The 18,226-nt window shown below is 65.7% G+C and carries 14 protein-coding genes and 1 tRNA gene; 6 read left to right on the top strand and 9 right to left on the bottom strand.

Annotated elements, in window-relative coordinates; translation table 11 throughout:
• Positions 1–27: 27 nt before the first annotated feature.
• From glgB to C8J44_RS15400, 3 genes are all read right to left on the bottom strand, one after another.
• A complete protein-coding gene (gene glgB / locus C8J44_RS15390) occupies positions 28–2,190 on the bottom strand; it encodes a 1,4-alpha-glucan branching protein GlgB (protein WP_121905188.1) in 2,163 nt (720 codons plus the stop codon).
• Positions 2,187–4,583, bottom strand: coding sequence for a glycogen/starch/alpha-glucan phosphorylase (locus tag C8J44_RS15395; RefSeq protein WP_220683131.1), 2,397 nt, complete (start codon positions 4,581–4,583; stop codon positions 2,187–2,189). The genes glgB and C8J44_RS15395 overlap by 4 nt, the downstream gene beginning before the upstream one ends.
• Before the next feature lie 186 nt (positions 4,584–4,769).
• A tRNA-Tyr gene (locus tag C8J44_RS15400) sits at positions 4,770–4,856 on the bottom strand.
• A gap of 161 nt (positions 4,857–5,017) precedes the next feature.
• On the opposite strand from C8J44_RS15400, the gene rlmB reads away from it, so the two are divergent.
• Positions 5,018–5,761, top strand: coding sequence for a 23S rRNA (guanosine(2251)-2'-O)-methyltransferase RlmB (rlmB, locus tag C8J44_RS15405; RefSeq protein ID WP_056055070.1), 744 nt, complete (start codon positions 5,018–5,020; stop codon positions 5,759–5,761).
• 165 nt (positions 5,762–5,926) lie between these two features.
• Here the strand turns inward: rlmB and C8J44_RS15410 are convergent, their stop codons facing one another.
• Entirely contained in the window at positions 5,927–6,244 is a 318-nt protein-coding gene (locus tag C8J44_RS15410) for a 2Fe-2S iron-sulfur cluster-binding protein (protein WP_121905190.1), read from the bottom strand.
• Between the two features lie 60 nt (positions 6,245–6,304).
• On the opposite strand from C8J44_RS15410, the gene C8J44_RS15415 reads away from it, so the two are divergent.
• Together C8J44_RS15415 and C8J44_RS15420 are read left to right on the top strand one after the other, a co-directional pair.
• Positions 6,305–6,928 (top strand): DNA-3-methyladenine glycosylase, encoded by a 624-nt coding sequence (locus tag C8J44_RS15415; protein ID WP_121905191.1) that lies wholly within the window; start codon positions 6,305–6,307, stop codon positions 6,926–6,928.
• A 314-nt stretch (positions 6,929–7,242) separates the two neighbouring features.
• The gene (locus tag C8J44_RS15420; protein WP_121905192.1) at positions 7,243–8,559 is read left to right on the top strand and encodes an Nramp family divalent metal transporter; all 1,317 of its coding nucleotides are present in this window, start codon (positions 7,243–7,245) and stop codon (positions 8,557–8,559) included.
• Here C8J44_RS15420 and C8J44_RS15425 read toward each other — a convergent pair.
• From C8J44_RS15425 to C8J44_RS15440, 4 genes are all read right to left on the bottom strand, one after another.
• A complete protein-coding gene (locus tag C8J44_RS15425) occupies positions 8,556–10,073 on the bottom strand; it encodes a lipopolysaccharide biosynthesis protein (protein ID WP_121905193.1) in 1,518 nt (505 codons plus the stop codon). The two genes, C8J44_RS15420 and C8J44_RS15425, sit on opposite strands and share 4 nt — an antisense overlap.
• A 118-nt stretch (positions 10,074–10,191) precedes the next feature.
• Entirely contained in the window at positions 10,192–12,966 is a 2,775-nt protein-coding gene (polA, locus tag C8J44_RS15430) for a DNA polymerase I (RefSeq protein WP_121905194.1), read from the bottom strand.
• A 277-nt stretch (positions 12,967–13,243) separates the two neighbouring features.
• Positions 13,244–14,200, bottom strand: a complete 957-nt coding sequence (locus tag C8J44_RS15435; protein ID WP_121905195.1) for an isopenicillin N synthase family oxygenase — start codon at positions 14,198–14,200, stop codon at positions 13,244–13,246.
• Positions 14,201–14,316: 116 nt separating this feature from the next.
• Positions 14,317–14,814 carry a hypothetical protein gene (locus tag C8J44_RS15440; RefSeq protein WP_121905196.1) on the bottom strand — a complete coding sequence of 166 codons (498 nt, stop codon included), beginning with the start codon at positions 14,812–14,814 and terminating at the stop codon, positions 14,317–14,319.
• Positions 14,815–14,942: 128 nt separating this feature from the next.
• Between C8J44_RS15440 and C8J44_RS15445 the strand changes: the two genes are divergently transcribed.
• Positions 14,943–16,202: a multidrug effflux MFS transporter gene (locus tag C8J44_RS15445; protein ID WP_121905197.1), complete on the top strand. Its 1,260-nt coding sequence runs from the start codon at positions 14,943–14,945 to the stop codon at positions 16,200–16,202.
• Positions 16,203–16,281: 79 nt separating this feature from the next.
• The gene (locus C8J44_RS15450) at positions 16,282–16,626 is read left to right on the top strand and encodes a DNA primase (RefSeq protein WP_121905198.1); all 345 of its coding nucleotides are present in this window, start codon (positions 16,282–16,284) and stop codon (positions 16,624–16,626) included.
• A 45-nt stretch (positions 16,627–16,671) separates the two neighbouring features.
• Here C8J44_RS15450 and C8J44_RS15455 read toward each other — a convergent pair whose 3' ends face one another.
• Entirely contained in the window at positions 16,672–16,899 is a 228-nt protein-coding gene (locus C8J44_RS15455) for a hypothetical protein (RefSeq protein WP_121905199.1), read from the bottom strand.
• A gap of 285 nt (positions 16,900–17,184) precedes the next feature.
• On the opposite strand from C8J44_RS15455, the gene C8J44_RS15460 reads away from it, so the two are divergent.
• On the top strand, positions 17,185–17,856 hold the full coding sequence (locus tag C8J44_RS15460; RefSeq protein WP_060527258.1) for a hypothetical protein: 672 nt from the start codon (positions 17,185–17,187) through the stop codon (positions 17,854–17,856).
• Positions 17,857–18,226: the final 370 nt, after the last annotated feature.

The raw sequence follows: 18,226 nt of genomic DNA on the forward strand, positions 1-18,226 counted from the left end.
TTGCGCCGGATCGGTCTTCGAACTCGATCAGCCTTCGTATTCGAGCATGATCGTCGCGAGCGGCGGCAGCGTGACCCAGGCCGCCCCGTTCTCGGCGACGACGCCACCGAGATTGCCGAGCCCGCTGCCCCAATAGTCATGCGCATCGCTGTTGATGATCTCGCACCAGCGACCATCGATCGGCAGCGGGATGCGGTAGGGCGCGCGCGCGATCGGCGTCATGTTCGCGATGATCGCGACCGGCTTCGCGCCGGGGGCCTTGCGCAGCCATGCGAACACCGAATTGGCGGCGTCGTCGGCGATCAGCCATTCGAAGCCTTCCGCCTCGCAGTCGCGGGCGTGCAGCGCCGGCTTTTCGCGGTAGACGGTGTTCAAGTCGCGGACGAGGTTGCGGATGCCCTCATGACTGCGGGAGTTGCGCAGATCCCAGTCGAGCGCGCGTGCTTCCGACCATTCGCGACGCTGTGCGAACTCCTGCCCCATGAAGAGCAGCTTCTTGCCCGGATAGCCCCACATGAACGCGTAATAGGCGCGCAGGTTGGCGAATTGCTGCCAGTCGTCGCCGGGCATCTTGGTGAGGAGCGAGCCCTTGCCGTGGACGACCTCGTCATGGCTCAAGGGCAGGACGAAATTCTCGCTGAACGCGTAGACGAGGCCAAAATTGATCTCGCCGTGATGGTGCTTCCGGTGCAGCGGATCGCGCGCCATGTATTGGAGCGTGTCGTGCATGAAGCCCATGTTCCACTTGAACCCGAACCCGAGCCCGCCGCTCTTACCGTCGTCGCTCACCGGCGCGGAGACGCCCGGCCAGGAGGTCGATTCCTCGGCGATCGTGAAGACGCCGGGATGCTGGCCGTAGATCTCGCGGTTCATGTCGCGGAGGAACGCGACGGCCTCCCAGTTTTCGCGGCCGCCGTCCGCGTTGGGGATCCATTCGTCGGCTTTGCGCGAGTAATCGCGGTACAGCATCGACGCGACCGCATCCACGCGCAGGCCGTCGATATGATAGCGCTCGGCCCAGAACAGCGCATTATTGACGAGGAACGACGTCACTTCGCGGCGCCCGAAATTGTAGATCGCGGTGTTCCAGTCGGGGTGGAAACCGAGCCGCGGGTCCTCGTGTTCGTACAGCGCGGTGCCGTCGAACTTCGCCAGCCCGAACGCGTCGGTCGGGAAATGTGCCGGCACCCAATCGAGCAGCACGCCGATCCCGGCGAGATGCGCGCCATCGACGAACCGCGCGAAGCCATCGACGTCGCCGAAGCGCGCGGATGGCGCGTAGAGGCCAGTGGTCTGGTAGCCCCAGCTCGGGTCGTAGGGGTGTTCGCTGATCGGCAGGAATTCGATGTGCGTGAAGCCCATCTCGACCACGTACGGGATCAGACGATCGGCGAGCGCGTCCCAAGTCAGGAACCAGCCGTCGGCGTCGCGGTCCCAGGAGCCGGCGTGGACCTCATAAATGCTGATCGGCACGCGGCGCGGATCGACCGAAGACCAATGTTTCCGATGATCGGTGTCGGCCCACTCGTGCGCGAGTTTCCGCGTGATCGAGGCGTTGGCGGGTCGAAGTTCGGACGCGAACGCGAACGGGTCGGCCTTGAGCGGTTGCAACTGGCCATCGGGGCCGACGATCTCGAATTTGTACGCGCGGTATTCGGCGATGTCAGGAATGAAAATCTCCCACACGCCGACGTCGCCACGCTTGCGCATCGCGTGGCGGCGGCCGTCCCAGTCGTTGAAGTCGCCGACCACCGACACGCGCTGTGCGTTGGGGGCCCAGAGCGCGAAGTGGACGCCGTGCGCGCCTTCGTGCTCGATGAGGTGCGCGCCCATCTTGTCGTGGAGGCGGCGGTGCGTGCCCTCCGCCATGAGCAGATCGTCGATCGGGCCGAGGACGGGGCCGAAGCTGTAGGGGTCGGTGACCCACCACGAGGTGTCGCCCGCCTCCGCATGGTATTTCACCGGCTGTTGCGTGCCGTCGATCGGCCCCTCGAACAGGCCGCGATCGTCGATGCGGGGGAGGGTGCCGAGCGCGGTGCCGTCGAGTGCGTGTGCCTCCGCCGTGTCCGCGCCGGGCAGCCAGACGCGGGCGAACACGCCGGTCGGGCCGCTGTGGACGCCGAGCAACGAGAACGGATCGTCGTGACGCCCTTCGAGGAGGGCAACGATGGCGCCTTCGGGTGGCTTCACATCACCGTCCAGATCTCGCGCGCGTACTCGCGGATCGTGCGGTCGGACGAGAACCAGCCGACGCGCGCGACGTTGCGGACGGTCGAGGCGACCCACGCGTCGCGATCGTTCCAGCGTGTGTCGACCGCGCGCTGGGCGGTGGCATAGCTGTCGAAATCGGCGGCGAGCATGAACCAGTCGCCCTCGTACAGCCCGCCCATCAGGCCGGCGTAGCGCGTCTTGTCGTCGGGGGAGAACACGCCGGATGCGATCGCGGACACCGCCTGGCGCAGTTCGTTCGAGCCGTCGATCACGCTGCGCGGATCATAGACGTTGGCGCGCTTCGCCTCGACTTGGTCCGCGGTCATGCCGAAGATGAAGATGTTGTCGTCGCCGACACGGTCCTTAATCTCGATGTTCGCGCCGTCGAGCGTGCCGATCGTCAGCGCGCCGTTCATCGCGAACTTCATGTTGCCGGTGCCCGACGCTTCGAGGCCGGCGGTCGAGATCTGTTCGCTGAGGTCGGCGGCGGGGATGATCTTCTCCGCCAGCGACACGTTGTAGTTGGGCAGGAACGCGACCTTGAGCAGGCCACCGACCGACGGGTCCGCGTTGATCCGGCGCGCGACGTCGTTCGCCAGCTTGATGACGAGTTTCGCGTTATGATAGCTCGACGCCGCCTTGCCCGCGAACAGCTTCACGCGGGGCGTCCAGTCGCGCTCGGGGTGGCTGCGGATCTGGTCGTAGAGCGCGACCGTCTCGATGATGTTGAGCAGCTGCCGCTTATACTCGTGGATGCGCTTGATCTGGACGTCGAACATCGCGTCCGGGTCGACGCGGAGCCCCATGCTTTCCTTGATGTGATTTGCCAATGCCACCTTGTTCGAACGCTTCACGCTCGCAAAGCGCTCCCTGAAACCGGAATCGTCCGCGAAAACATCCAGATCGACCAGCTTTTCGGCATCGTCGAGGAAGTCGTCGCCGATCGCGTCGCGGATCAGCGCGGTGAGGCCGGGGTTGCATTGCTGGAGCCAACGACGCGGTGTGATGCCGTTGGTCTTGTTGTTGATCCGCGTCGGATACAGCCTGTGCAGATCGGCGAAGACCGTCTTCTTCATCAGCTGCGTATGGAGCGCGGCGACGCCGTTGACGCTGTGCGAACCGGCGAAGGCGAGGTTCGCCATCCGCACGCGCCGCTCGCCACCTTCGTCGATCAGGCTGATCGCCGAGATCGCGCGGTCGTCTATGCCTTCCGCCCCGCGCGCCTCACGCAGCAGCTTGGCGTTGATGGCGTAGACGATCTGCATGTGGCGCGGGAGCAGGCGCTCGAACAGCGGCAGCGGCCAGCTCTCCAACGCCTCGGGGAGCAGCGTGTGGTTGGTGTAGCCGAAGGTCGCCCGCGTGATCTTCCACGCCTCGTCGAACGCGAATTCGTGGTGGTCGATCAGCAGCCGCATGAGCTCTGCGACCGACACCGCGGGGTGCGTGTCGTTGAGCTGGATCGCGGCCTTGTCGGGCAGCGTGCGGATGTCGCCGAAATACTGGATGTGGCGGCGGACGATGTCCTGGATCGACGCGGACGAGAAGAAATACTCCTGGCGGAGGCGGAGCTCCTGGCCGGCGGCGGTGGAGTCGTTGGGGTAGAGGACGCGGGTCAGCGTCTCGGCGCGCAACTGGTCGGCGAGCGCACCGGTAAAATCGCCGGCATTGAAGCGGTCGAGCTTGATCGGATCGAACGCGCGGGCGGTCCACAGGCGGAGCGTGTTGACGTGCTTGCCGCGCCAGCCGACGACGGGGGTGTCGACGGCGGTCGCTTCGACCGCCTCGGAGGGGCTCCAGTGGACCTGGCCGTTGTCCGCCGCCGTCACTTCACCGCCGAAGCCGACGAAATAGGCGCTCTCGCGGCGTTCGAACTCCCAGGGGTTGCCGTGCGCGAGCCAGTTCTCGGGCATCTCGACCTGCCAGCCATCGTCGATCCGCTGGCGGAACATGCCGTTCACATAGCGGATGCCGTAGCCGTAAGCGGGCAGCGCGAGGCTCGCCATGCTCTCCATGAAGCACGCTGCCAGCCGACCGAGGCCGCCATTGCCGAGCGCCGCGTCGGGTTCGATCTCTTCGAGTTCGGCGAGGTCGACGCCGTGGAGCTTCAGCGCCTGCGTGACCTCGTCGTTGCGCTGGAGGTTGGTCACCGCGTCGCGCAGCAGCCGGCCGATCAGGAATTCGAGGCTGAGATAATAGACTCGCTTGGCGCCGGCCGCATGCGCCGCCTTGGTCGAGGCCATCCAGCGTTCGACGATGTCGTTGCGGACGGTCAGGATCGTCGCGGCGAGCCAGTCGTGCGGGCGAGCGGCCTGCGCATCCTTGCCGATGCGGTGGACCAGCGTGTCGAGGATCGAGTCGGCCAGATCCTGGATGACGGGTGTTTGAACGGGCGGCTGTACGGCAGGATCTGAGGTCACGCGGTTTCCGAAATCGTTACGGTCGCCGTGATCCTAGCCGCCCGCGAGCCGATGTCACGCGGACTTCCTTCCCGTGATGGAAAAGAAGCTTGTCGATCAATGCTTTGAATTTGGGATGATCCATCACCGCACTGGGGGCGGTGGTGGACAGGGTAGGGTTCGAACCTACGTAGGAGAAACTCCGGCAGATTTACAGTCTGCTGCCTTTAACCACTCGGCCACCTGTCCAGGCCGCTTTTGCAAGCGCCGCTCTTTCAAGCGAGGCGGCTCAATGGCGAAGCGCGCTCGGTGTGTCAACGCAGGTTTTGCGAAGTTTCGTGGTTCATAGTTGCCGCGGGAGCGGAATGCCGACAAGGACGCGGCATACACAGACACGATAGAGAGCGAATATGGCACGCAAGGGACACAGGCCGAGCAAGGCACCGGCAGGCCGCCCCCGCTTCTGGGGCAAGCACGCGGTGGGCGCTGCGCTCGCCAATCCGGAGCGCACGGTGCGCAAGATCCTCGGCACACGCGAGGCGCTGGCGGGGTTCGACCTGCCGGCCGACGTGCCGGTGACCTATGCCGAGGCGATGGATCTGGCGCGGCTGGTGCCGGGCGATGCGCCGCACCAGGGCGTGGTGATCGAGGTCGAGCCGCTCGAGGACATGTGGCTGGCCGACCTGCTCGAGCACGGCAAGGACGACAATCGCCCGCTGGTGATCCTGGACGGGGTCACCGATCCGCATAACGTCGGCGCGATTCTGCGCTCGGCGGCGGCGTTTGATGCGCTGGGGATCATCACGCCGGATCGCAACGCGCCGCCGGAGTCGGGGACGATCGCACGGGCTGCGTCTGGGGCGCTTGAGAGCGTGCCTTGGATCCGGGTCGTGAACCTGGCGCGCGCTCTGGAAGAGATTGCGGCGGCGGGGTTCTGGCGGATCGGGCTTACGGGCCACGCGACGCAGACGTTGTCGGAAGCGATGGGCACGCAGCGGATCGCGATCGTGCTCGGCGCCGAGGGCGAGGGCATGCGCCAGAATACCGAGCAGCATTGCGACGAGCTGGCGAAATTGCCGATCTCGGAGAAGGTGGAAAGCCTGAACGTGTCGAACGCGGCGGCGATCGCGTTGTACGCGATAACGACGCGGTAACCTGAACTCCCTCGCCCCTACGGGGAGAGGGAAGGGGCCCGCCGCCCTTGCGGTGGGAAGGGAGAGGGGAGTGAGGCTCGGGACGGTTCATCCCAAATCCCCTCTCCCTTCCGTCGCCTACGGCTCCTCCCTCCCTCTCCCCGGAGGGGTGAGGGACAAGCGGAATCAGTCCTCTTCGGCGATCCGGACCTTCAGGCCATCCAAGCCGTCGGTCAGCTCGATCTGGCACGACAGCCGTGAAAACTCGTCACGATCACTCGTCGAATCGAGCAGATCATCCTCGTCCGGGCTCATCGGCTTCAGTTTGGCCGCAAAGTCCGGGTCGACATGGACGTGGCAGGTGGCGCACGAGCAACAGCCGCCGCAAAGTGCCAGGATCTCGTCGATCCCGGCGTCGCGGATGACTTCCATCACCGAAAGGCCCGCCTCGCCGATGATCTCGCGTTCTTCCCCTTCGCGCGTCACGACGATAAGCTTGGGCATGTCATTCTCCGAAAAATATTCGTGCGTTCATGCCGTTGCGCGGGCCAGGGATCAAGCATCATGGGCCTGAGCGCAGAGCAACTCGAAACCGCGATGGCGGCGTTGTGCGAAATCGAGCCGGCGTTCGCGGTCGCGATCGGCAATGCAGGCCACCCCGCACCACGGATCAGCGAGCGGGGCTTTGCGACGTTGCTGCGGACGATCGTTGGCCAGCAGGTGAGCGTCGCCTCGGCTGCGGCGGTGTGGAACAAGCTCGACGCGGTGGTCGGCGGCGCGGGCGATCCGGCGAAAATCGCTGCCGCCAGCGACGAGTTGCTGAAGAGCGCGGGCCTGTCCCGCCAGAAGCTCGGCTATGCACGCAGCTTGGCCGACGAAGTGACAAGCGGCCGGCTCGACCTCACCAACCTGCCCGAGGACGACGAGGAGGCGATCGCCGCTTTGGTCCGCGTGAAGGGCATCGGCCGCTGGTCGGCGGAAATCTACCTGCTGTTCGCGGAAGGGCGGACGGACATCTGGCCGGCGGGTGACCTTGCGATCCAGATCGAAGTAGGACGTATTCTCGGCCACGAAACCCGGCCGAGCGAGAAACTGACGCGCGAAGTGGCGGAGGCCTGGCGTCCCCACCGCGGTGCTGCGGCGATCTTCGCATGGCATCATTACCAGGCGGACATGAAGGTGATCTGACTTCCTTCTCCCCTCCCTGGAAGGGAGGGGTGGGGGTGGGTCGGCTTCCGCATGGTCTGACGGTGGTGGCTCAATCGGGCCGCCCCACCCCCAGCCCCTCCCTTCCAAGGAGGGGAGACGCTTCCCATATATTCGTTGCGTACACACGCACACGTCGGCCCGGCGAAAGCTTGGACCGCCCCGTTTAAGTCGAGACACCCGGCCCCCGGATGCTCCGGCTTCCGCTGGAGTAACGGAAGTCGGCGAACGCATTGTCGCCCGACGTGCCAGCCACGCCTTGTCCCCTCTCCCTCGTTCCGGCAAAGCAGCCCCCGATGTCAGCCCCCAATCTCCCCGCGTCCGACTTCGCCAATTCGCTCGCAGAGAGCCACCGCACCGTCGTCGTCCCCGAAGGCGCGTCCTTCTGGCGGCGGCTGTTCGCGTTCGTCGGACCGGGGTATCTCGTCGCAGTCGGCTATATGGACCCCGGCAACTGGGCGACCGACATCGCCGGCGGCTCCGCATTCGGTTACACGTTGCTGTCGGTCGTGCTGCTGTCGAACCTTATGGCGATGGTCCTTCAGGCTCTGTCCGCAAGACTTGGCATCGTCGCCGGGCTCGATCTCGCCCAGGCCTGCCGCGCGCATTATTCGAAGCCGGTCTCGGTCGCGCTCTGGTTCCTGTGCGAGATAGCGATCATCGCCTGCGATCTTGCCGAAGTGCTCGGCACGGCGATCGCGCTGAAGCTGCTGTTCGGGCTGCCACTGGTCTACGGCGTCGTCCTCACCGCACTCGACGTGTTCCTGATCCTCGCGCTGCAACGCTTCGGCTTCCGCAAGCTCGAAGCGTTCGTCGTCGCCCTCCTCGTGATCATCGCCGGCTGCTTCATCTTCGAGCTGTTCCTGGCGCGGCCCGAATGGGTGGGCGTGCTTGGCGGCCTCGTCCCGACGACGCAGATCGTCACCAACCCGGCGATGCTCTACATCGCGATCGGCATCCTTGGCGCGACCGTGATGCCGCACAATCTCTACCTGCACTCGTCGATCGTCCAGACCCGCGCCTTCGCCAAGGACACCGCGGGAAAGCGCGACGCGATCACGATGGCGACGATCGACGGCACGGTCGCACTGGGGCTCGCCTTCTTAATTAACGCGGCGATCCTGATCTTGGCGGCGGCGACCTTCCACGTCGCTGGCCGGACCGATGTCGCGGAGATCGACCAGGCGTATCAACTTCTCGCGCCGATGCTCGGGATGGGCGCGGCGAGCGTATTGTTCGCGGTCGCGCTGCTCGCGTCGGGGCAGAACTCGACGGTGACCGGCACGCTCGCCGGCCAGATCGTGATGGAGGGTTTCCTCAACCTGCGCATGCCGGTCTGGGCACGGCGTCTGGTGACGCGGTTGCTGGCGATCGTGCCCGCGGTGTTCGTTGTCGGTGCGTCGGGCGACGCCGGGGCGACCAAATTGCTGGTGCTGAGCCAGGTCGTGCTGAGCCTGCAGCTCCCGTTCGCGGTCGTGCCGCTCGTCAAGTTCACCGGCGATCGCACGATCATGGGTGAGTTGGTCAGCCCGGCCTGGCTGAAGATCCTCGCCTGGGTGATCGCCGCGGTGATCATTGGGCTCAACGGCACGCTGCTGTACGGGATGCTCTAGGCGACCGGCGCGCCCGCGTTAGGCAGGGACGGGTCGTCGGCCTTCGGCTTCTTGGCGAACAGCGCGCGGTCGGCGGGGCCGAACGCGTATTTCCACAGGATGTAGAGATAGGTCGCAGCGATCGCGGGTTCGCCGATCGCGAGTTCGACCCATTCGTAGCGCTTGGGGAGTGCGGTGAACCCGGCCCCGACGACGATGGCGGCGAGCGCAGCCCAAACCAGCGGCCAGCGCCACGGCGACACGTTCGCGCCGAGGAGGTGGCCGAGCAGCTTCGACTTGATTATCGAGGTTAGGCCTACCGACAGCATCAGCGCGATCGCCGGGCCGGCCGCTTGGTAATTGACCGGATAGCCTAGCGCTCGGATCGTGAAGATCAGTGCGAAGCTCAGGCCAACCTGGAACGCGAGCATTGCGGCCGAGATCATCAGGTTGCGGTGGCGGGCGATGTAGACGAGTGCGGATTCGCTGACTGCGCCGGTCGAGGCGAGCACTTCGGCGGTCAGCAGGAACGCGAGCGCGGCGGTGCCGGCGACGAACTGCGGGCCGACCACCCCCATCACCGCTTCGCCGGGGATCGAGCCCATCAGCGCGAGTCCGCCTTGCGCGGCCATGATCCAGAACGCGACCTGGCGGACCTGGTTGGCGATCGCGGCGCGGTCGTTGATCGCGAGGCTGTGGGTGATGACGGGGCCGAGGATCGGGTCGAAGCTGGTCTTGAGCTTCTGCGGCAAGCTCGCGACCTGTTGTGCCATGTAATAGATACCGACGACCTTGGGCTCGAACATCACGCCGAGGATGAAGCGGTCGACGTTGCGGCTGCCCCATTCGAGGATGTCGGCGCCCGCGAGCGGTACGTTGGCGCGGGCGAGCGCGTAGAGCGGACGGAGCTGCGGCGACCAGCCGCGCGGGATGCCGTAGCTGCGCAGGAACGGCACGAGGCTGGCGATCAGCGCCGCGGTCATCGACGCGACGTAGCTGAGCACAAGGCCGTCGCGGATCGTGAAATAGGAGAACGCCCAGGCGGCGATCGAGATCGTCCAAGGCTCGACCACCGCGCGGGCGGTGACGGCGGCCTTGACGTTCAGCCTGTACGCAAGTGCTGCGAGGCTGACATCGGACCATGCAATCGCGACGATGATCAGCGGCAGGAACCGGTCGAGCCCGGTGATCGCGCTGTTCGGATACATGATCTGCGGGAAGGTGCAGAGCACGGCGCTGGCGATGAGCGACGCGACGAACGCGACTGCCATCGCGTCCCAGACGACGTTGGCGTGGGGGCGATCGGCGCTGCTGAGGGCCTGCGCGAGGCCGCGCTTCAGCCCGAGCGTCGCGAGAAGCGCGGCGAGTTCGACCACCACGACCGCGATCGCGAAGCGGCCGACGAGGTCAGGGCCGTAGATGCGGCCGGCGATGAACAGGAACGGGATGCGCGCGGCGAGGCGGAGGACGAAGCCGGCGATGTTGGTCCGACCGCCCTTGGCGAGCGTGTCGATATCCTGCGTGGCCTCGGTCACGCTGCTGCGCCATTCGTGGATCGCGCCGCGGCAAAGCCGCGTCGTCGGTCGGAGCGAACGCTCCGCCGGCCGCGCTGGTGCGAGTCAGCCGGACATGGCCGGCTGCCGCCCTGCGCGTTCAATGTGCCGCGCCCCAGCTAAGGCCGGTGCCAATTTCGATGCCGAGTGGGACGTCGAGCGTCACCGCGGGTTGCGCGGCGTTCGCCATGACCTGCTCGATCACGGGCTTGGCCGCGGCGACGTCACCTTCCGGCAATTCGAACACGAGTTCGTCGTGGACCTGTAGGAGCATGCGGACATTGGGCAGACCCGCTTCGAGCAGCGCCGGCCCCATGCGGACCATCGCGCGCTTGATGATGTCAGCGCTCGTCCCTTGGATCGGCGCGTTGATCGCGGCACGCTCGGCGCCCTGGCGTTCGTGCTGGATCTTCGAGCGAATGCGCGGGAAGTGGGTCTTTCGACCGAACAGCGTGGTCGTAAAGCCGCTCGCGCGGACGCTCTCGGTGGTCTCGACGATGTAGGTGGAGATGCCAGGGAAGCGGTCGAAATAGCGGTCGATCATCGCTTGCGCTTCGTCGGCGCTCACGTCGAGGCGACCGGCGAGGCCCCAGCGCGAGATGCCGTAGAGGATCGCGAAGTTGATCGTCTTCGCACGGCCGCGGGTGTCGCGGTTTACCTCGCCGAACAGCTCTTGGGCGGTCAGCGAGTGGATGTCGTCGCCGTTCGCGAACGCGGCCTTCAGCGCAGGGACGTTGGCCATGTGCGCGGCCAGCCGCAGCTCGATCTGTGAGTAATCGGCGGCGAGGATCACGTTGCCGGGCTCGGCCACGAACGCGTCGCGGATCTGGCGGCCGATCTCGGTGCGGATCGGGATGTTCTGCAGGTTCGGATCGGTCGACGACAGCCGGCCGGTCTGTGCGCCGGTCAGCGAGTAGGACGTATGCACGCGGCCCGTCGCCGGGTTGATCTGCGCCTGCAACGCGTCGGTATAGGTCGATTTCAGCTTCGACAGCTGGCGCCAGTCGAGCACTTTCCGCGCGATCACGGCGCCGGGCGAATCCTTGTCCGCCGCGATCCGCTCGAGTTCGTTGACGTCGGTCGAATAGACGCCGGACTTGCCTTTGCGGCCGCCCTTGATGCCCATCTTCTCGAACAGCACGTCGCCCAATTGCTTGGGGCTGCCGATCGTGAACGGCGCGCCGGCGAGCGCGTGGATTTCTGTCTCCAGGCTCGCCATCTGGCCGGCGAATTCGGTCGAGAGCTTCGACAGTTTCGCGGCGTCGACCTTGATCCCGTGCATCTCCATCTGCGCGATCACGGGGACGAGCGGACGGTCGACCATCTCGTACACGCGGGTCGAGCATTCCGCGGGCAGGCGGCGCTTGAAGCGGCGCCAGAGACGGAGCGTCACGTCGGCATCCTCGGCGGCGTAGCGGGTCGCGGCCTTGAGATCGATTTCGTTGAAGGTCCGCTGCGTCTTGCCGGTGCCGACGACGTCCTTGAACGCGATGCAGCTGTGCGAGAGATGCGTGGCGGCGAGTTCGTCCATGCCGTGGCCGTGCAGGCCGGCGTCGAGATCGAAGCTCATCACGATCGTGTCGTCGAATGGCGCGATGGTCACGCCGCCCGTCGACGCGTAGGCGCGGCCGAGGACGATCATGTCGTATTTGAGGTTGTGGCCGATCTTCAGGACGCTCGGATCCTCCAGCAACGGCTTCAGTTTCGCGAGCACGAGCGCGCGATCGAGCTGGACCGGGTTTTCCGCGAGCAAATCCGTGCCGCCATGCGCGATAGGTACGTAGCAGGCGAGGTTCGGATGCAGCGCCATGCTCACCCCGACGAGGTCCGCGCGCGTCGCGTCGATGCCGGTGGTCTCGGTGTCGATCGCGATCCAGCCTTGGTGTTTCGCCACGGTGATCCAGCGATCGAGCGCGGCTTCGTCGACGACGGTTTCATAGTCGTCGTGCTTGCAGGGCTCGTCCTCGTCGAACTCGGCCGTGCTCGCGGGCTCGGCGACGGGGGCTTCGGCGACCGCAGAGAGCTTGGCGATCAGCGACTTGAAGCCGTGATGTTCGAGGAACGCGCGCAAGGGCGCGTCGGGGATGCCCTTGAGTTCGAGATCCTCGAGCGGTTCGGGCAGCGCGACGTCGCATTTGAGCGTGACGAGAACCTTCGACAGGCGCGCCATCTCAACATGCTCAATCAAATTGTCGCGCAGCTTGCCCTTCTTCATGCCGTCGGCGGCGGCGAGCACGGCTTCGAGATCGCCGTGTTCTAGGATCAGCTTCGCGGCGGTCTTCGGGCCGACGCCGGGGACACCGGGGACGTTGTCGACGCTGTCGCCCATCAGCGCGAGCACGTCGCCGAGCTGCGCGGGGGTGACGCCGTGGAATTTCTCCGCGACATGTTCCGCGCCGAGCCGGCGGTTGTTCATCGTGTCGTACATGTCGAGACCGGGCTCGATCAGCTGCATCAGATCCTTGTCGGACGACACGATCGTGACCTCCCAGCCTTGGGCGAGCGCGGCCTTCGAATAGCAGGCGATGATGTCGTCGGCTTCGAGTCCCTCGGTCTCGATGCACGGCAGTGAGAACGCGCGCGTGGCGTCGCGGATCATCGGGAACTGGGGGACGAGATCTTCGGGCGGCGGGGGACGCTGCGCCTTGTACTTGTCGTAGAGATCGTTGCGGAACGTCTTCGACGATTTGTCGAGAATGACCGCCATGTGCGTGGGGCCATCGGCGGCGTGGACCTCGTCGGCGAGCTTCCACAGCATCGTCGTGTAGCCGTACACCGCGCCGACCGGCTCGCCATGCTTGTTGGTGAGCGGCGGCAGCCGGTGATAGGCGCGGAAGATATAGCCGGAGCCGTCGACGAGATAGAGATGGGGCATCGCGCGCGGTCTAGCGGATGCGGGCGCGCGCACCAATGGGCGAAGCGTGGTTGTTGGGTATCAGGTGGGGAGAAAAGCGGTGGGGTGTTTTGCTCCGCTTTAACCGATCAGAATAGGCTCCACCCCGGCGTTCGCCGGGGTGGAGGTGTGGTGGAAGATACCTGACCCACCAAGCTCTCAAGTGTCTCCCGCGAAGGCGGGAGCCCAGTCTGGATCCCCGCTTTCGCGGGGAAACATGCTTGTGTGGTCGAGGGGAGTATGAAGCGGGTCGAAGTCCCTACTTCTTGATCAGCCCGATCTCGACCAGCCGCTCGTACAGGTAATCATGCGCGGTGATCGGGTTCGGATAGCGGTTCGCGTTGTCCGGCGTGATCGTGCCCGGCAGCGTCTCGATCAGGAAGTCCGGCGCGGGGTGGAGGAAGAACGGCATCGAATAGCGCGAGTGGCCGCGGCGCTCGGGGGGCGGGTTGACGACGCGGTGCGTGGTCGAGGGCAGCACGTTGTTGGTCAGCCGCTGGAGCATGTCGCCGACGTTGACGACCATCGCGCCCTCGGGCGGCTTGATCGACAGCCAGCGGCCGTTCGCGCGGTCGAGCAGTTCGAGGCCGGCTTCCTCGGCGCCGAGCAGCAGCGTGATGAGGTTGATGTCCTCATGCGCGCCGGCGCGGACGCCTTCCGCATCGGCGGGGATCGGCGGGTAATGCAGCAAACGAAGTATGCTGTTGCCGTCCTTCACCGCGGGATCGAACCAGTCGGGCTCGAGCTTCAGGTGGCGGGCGATCGCGGACAGCAGCTTGTCGCCGGCGCGGTCGAACGCAGCGAAGAGTTCGAGGAAGACGGGCTTGAAGCCCTCGGGACGCGTCGGCCAGACGTTGGGGGCCATCGTGTCCGCGTAACGATGACCCTCGGGGAGCTCGCGGCCGACGTGCCAGAATTCCTTGAGGTCGACGACCTTGGCGTCCTTGGCGATCTCGGTCTTGAACGGCGTGTAGCCGCGCGCGCCGCCGCCGCCGGGGATATGATAGCCGCGCTTCTCGTCCTCGGGCAGGTCGAACAACAGCTTGGTTTCGGCCCAGGCGCGCTCGATCAGGTCGGCGGGGATGCCGTGATCGGCGACGATCGCGAAGCCGTACCGCTCGAACGATTCGCCGAACGCGGCGGCGAAACCGTCGGGGTCGGTATCCTGCGTGGCGAGGCTGAGCGTCGGGACCTGGGCGGCGGGCGTATCGAGCATGAGGTGCGTGTCCGGTTTGGGGGATGCCCGATATAGGCGATCGGCGGTGGCGTGCCAAATGCCTGGGTTAGGGTGGGGCGAGATTTCAATCCTCCCCTTGGGCGTGCGATTGTAGACTAGCCGCTGATGACGATCGTGCCGGTCGCCTTGTCTTTGCCGTCGGGGGTGAGTTCGAGGCGGAAGGGTTTGTTCTCGTCGGTCGCGCCGATCAGGTTCGCGCCCTCGGGGTGGACCTGGTAGCCGACCTTGCCGAGCCGCTGTGCGAACCAGTCGCGGACGATAGTGGGTGTTGCTGGGCTGGCGAAGGCGACGCGCAAGCCGCCGGCCTTGTCGTCGCCGACGATGTTGAGGGTCTTGATCGACGACCCCGGATACAGGCGTACGCCGTTGAGATCGAAATTGCTCGTGTCGATCTTGATCTTCGGCAGCTTCACCGAGCCCTGGAAGCCGGGGACGTCGATCTTCATCTCGCCGGTCTCGCCGTTGATCGCGCCGAGGACGTTGCCGCCATCGGCGTTGATCGAGACCGATGCGCCCTCGTTCGAGCGATCGCAGGCGGACAGGGCAAGCACGCTGGTAAGGCCTACAGCAGCGGTAAAGAGCGGACGGATCATGGCTGTCTCCGAAGTGTGTTGTTCTAGCAATACAGATAGGGCGCGTCGACGCATCGCGCAATCATCACGGGACGACGCCGGTTAGCGGGTTCCGCAAGACCGGCCGAGCGGGTACAGGCGCACGCATCATGCAGACCCAGGATCCCCAATCCGACGCGCCAGCGATGCGCGGCGCGCCGATCGGTTTCGTCGAGTTCGTCGCGCTCGTCGCCTCGCTGATGTCGCTGACCGCGCTCGGCATAGACTCGATGCTGCCCGCGCTGCCGGCGATCGGCGACTCGCTCGGCGTCGCGACCGAGAACGGACGACAGTTCGTGGTGACCGCGTTCGTGATCGGCTTCGGCGTCGCGCAGCTCGTCCACGGGCCACTCGCCGATCGGTTCGGGCGGCGGACGGTGCTGCTGTGGTCGCTCGTCCTGTACATCATCGCCAACGTTGCCTGCGCGACCGCGGGCAGCTTCACGCTTTTGCTAGCGGCGCGCGCATTCGGTGGCGCGGTGATCGCCGCGGCACGCGTGGCGACGATCGCTTTGGTCCGCGATTGCTATCACGGGCGGGCGATGGCGCGGGTGATGTCGATCGCGTTCATGGTGTTCATGATCGTACCGATCCTCGCGCCGACGTTCGGCTGGACGGTGCTGCAGTTCGGCGACTGGCGCGCGATCTTCTGGACAGTCGCGGTGCTGACGCTGGGCGTGCTGGTCTGGTTCTATCTGCGGATGCCCGAGACGCTGGCGCCCGAGAACGTCCTGCCGATCACGCCGGGGCGCATCTTCAGCGACTGGCGCCAGACGCTGAGCGATCGCAATTCGCTCGGCTACACGCTCGCGTCGACCGCGTTGATGGGCGCGCTGTACGGCTATCTCAATTCGATCCAGCAGATCATGGCGGACGTGTTCCACAAGCCGACGCTGCTCGCGCTGATCTTCGCGACGACGTCGGTGACGATGGCAGCGTGCAACCTGCTCAACTCGCGGATCGTGATGCGGCTGGGGACCCGGTTGATCAGCCACGGCGCGCTGTCGGTGCTGATCCTGGTGTCGCTCGTCCACCTGTTCGCGATTCAGATCGGGTTCGAGACGTTGGTCAGCTTTGCGGTTTTCCAGGCGTTGACGCTCGGGTGTTTCGGGCTGGCGACGTCGAACTTCTCGGCGATGGCGATGGAGAATATGGGGCGGATCGCCGGTACCGCGTCGAGCGTGCAGGGGTTCCTGAGCGTCACTGTCGGCGCGGTGTTCGGCGCGCTGATCGGGCAGGCGTTCGACGGCACCACAGTGCCGCTGGTCGGCGGGTTCCTCCTCGCGGGGTTGGCGGCGCTGGTCGCCATTCTAGTGACCGAACGCGGTCGCCTGTTTCGGCCTGCGTCGACGGCACCGGTCCGCGCTTGAAGGAACCACGGCGCACGTCCACCGTTCGCATCTGGTAGGCCCGCAACGTGCGGGCGTCCTGGAACGAGGGAGTGTGACCATGGGCGGACATCAGGTGCCGAGTGCCGGATCGGGCGACGACGGCTACGACGAAGAGGGCTATGACGAGAGCCAGCGCGCCGAGATCCTCGAGGCCACGCGCAACGGGCCGAGCGACGGCATCATCCTGACCGACCTCGAACCCGATCTGGGCGAAGACGACACCGACGACGAGGCGATCGACGAGACCAAGATGGACTCCGAAGAGGTCGGCGAGACGGACTCGTCCGTCACGATGGACGAAGCCGACATGGACGAGGACGACGTCCAGGACGAGCTCGACGACGACACGATCGACGACGACGAAGACCTGAAGGACGCCGACGACGTCGCGCTGAAGCCCTGAACGAACTGCGGACTGGCGGGCATGGGGAGAATATCCCCGGCACCGTCAGCCCGCGTTGGCGAGAATTTGCAGATCGTGCATGTCGAACCCCGAGCCGGTCGCATCTTGCGTGGCCGGCTCGCCCGCAGCGGTTTGTGGCGCGGTGGCGTTCGGCGATGCCGCTTCTGGGGCTGGAGCAGGCGCGGTGTCGGCGACGTCATACGCCGTCCACAGGATTCCCGCGGACCAGAACACCGCCGCCCAGCGACTGCGGAAAAGACGCGCGAAACCCATGCGGATGGCCTATCCGCTGATCGTTGCGACGATCTTGAGCGACACGGTTAACGACTACGCTACCGTGCCGATCGCTGCATTTCTGCCACTATTGCCTTGAGTTCGCCACGATATGTTCATCGCGGGGACAGGAAGCGTTGCTGCATTGCAACACCTTTGGAAGGTTCCGTTGCCCGCGTTCTTTTTGTTGCAACAAAGCGGACGCCCGCCGGTTTCGACTTGCCTGGACCAAGCCGCACATCGTCGGACGGGGGCCACGTAATCAACGATAAAAGGTCTATTTCCATGCGTACGCTTTCCCTGGCTCTCGTCCTCGCTGCCACCGCATTCGCAGCGCCTGCTTTCGCCCAGGACATGGCAGCCCCCGCGCCTGCGCCGACCGACAACAGCGCAGCCCCCGGCGAAGCAGCCGCTCCCGACGGCTCCAAGGCGTTCGGGATCGAGCCTTATGTCGGCATCATGGGCGGCTGGGAGCAGTTCGACAACGTCGGCAACCACGGCATCCCGCGCGCGCTGAACTCGGACGGCTCGGTCCGTAACAACTACCGCGCAGACGGCGCGCTGGTGCAGGGCGTCGTCGGCGTCAACGTGCCGCTCGGCCCGGTCTTCGTCGGCGTCGAAGGCAACGTCATCAAGGGCGTCGATGGCAACATCGATTGGGAATATGGCGCAGCAGGCCGCTTCGGCTTCCGCGCCGGCGACAGCGGCATCTTCTACGGCAAGGTCGGCTACCAGTGGGTCAATTTCGACCACTTCGCGCAGTTCTCGACCAATGGCGGCCGCACCAACCGTGACTACAACGCCGTGACCTACGGCATCGGCGCAGAAGTCGGTCCGCAGAGCATCGGCCTCAAGGGCATCACCGGCAACGCAGGCTTCCGCATCCGCGCCGAGGTCAACACCTTCGGCACGGCGCAGAGCTTCCGTCCGATGCTCGGCATCATCACGCACTTCTGAGCCTTGCGCCCGGCAACGGGCAAGGCCTGACGTGACGGCATGGGGGCGGGGAGTGGCAACACTCCTCGCCCTTCATGTATCTGGCGTTTTCAACGGGTTGGGCGCTGGAAGTGCACGAAGTGCAGACGCTGGCGCGATACTGTGCATGTCCTGCACGCGGTGTCGATCGGTTGGGGGGCGATCGGTTGGGGAGGGTTCGGGGCCATGCGCCGATCTGCGCACGGTCGCGGGGTGTAGGACAGCAGAACCTCGTCACGCACTGGGGGCGCCGATGCCCCTCGGTCTGTCAGCCTTTTGTGGCCGGCACATGCGCTCGCCATTTAGAGCTGCCTCTCGCAACGTGTCCCGCACCCTTTCGGCGTCGTTGCTG

The organism is Sphingomonas sp. PP-CE-3A-406 (genome assembly GCF_003688625.1).
Taxonomy (GTDB): domain Bacteria; phylum Pseudomonadota; class Alphaproteobacteria; order Sphingomonadales; family Sphingomonadaceae; genus Sphingomonas.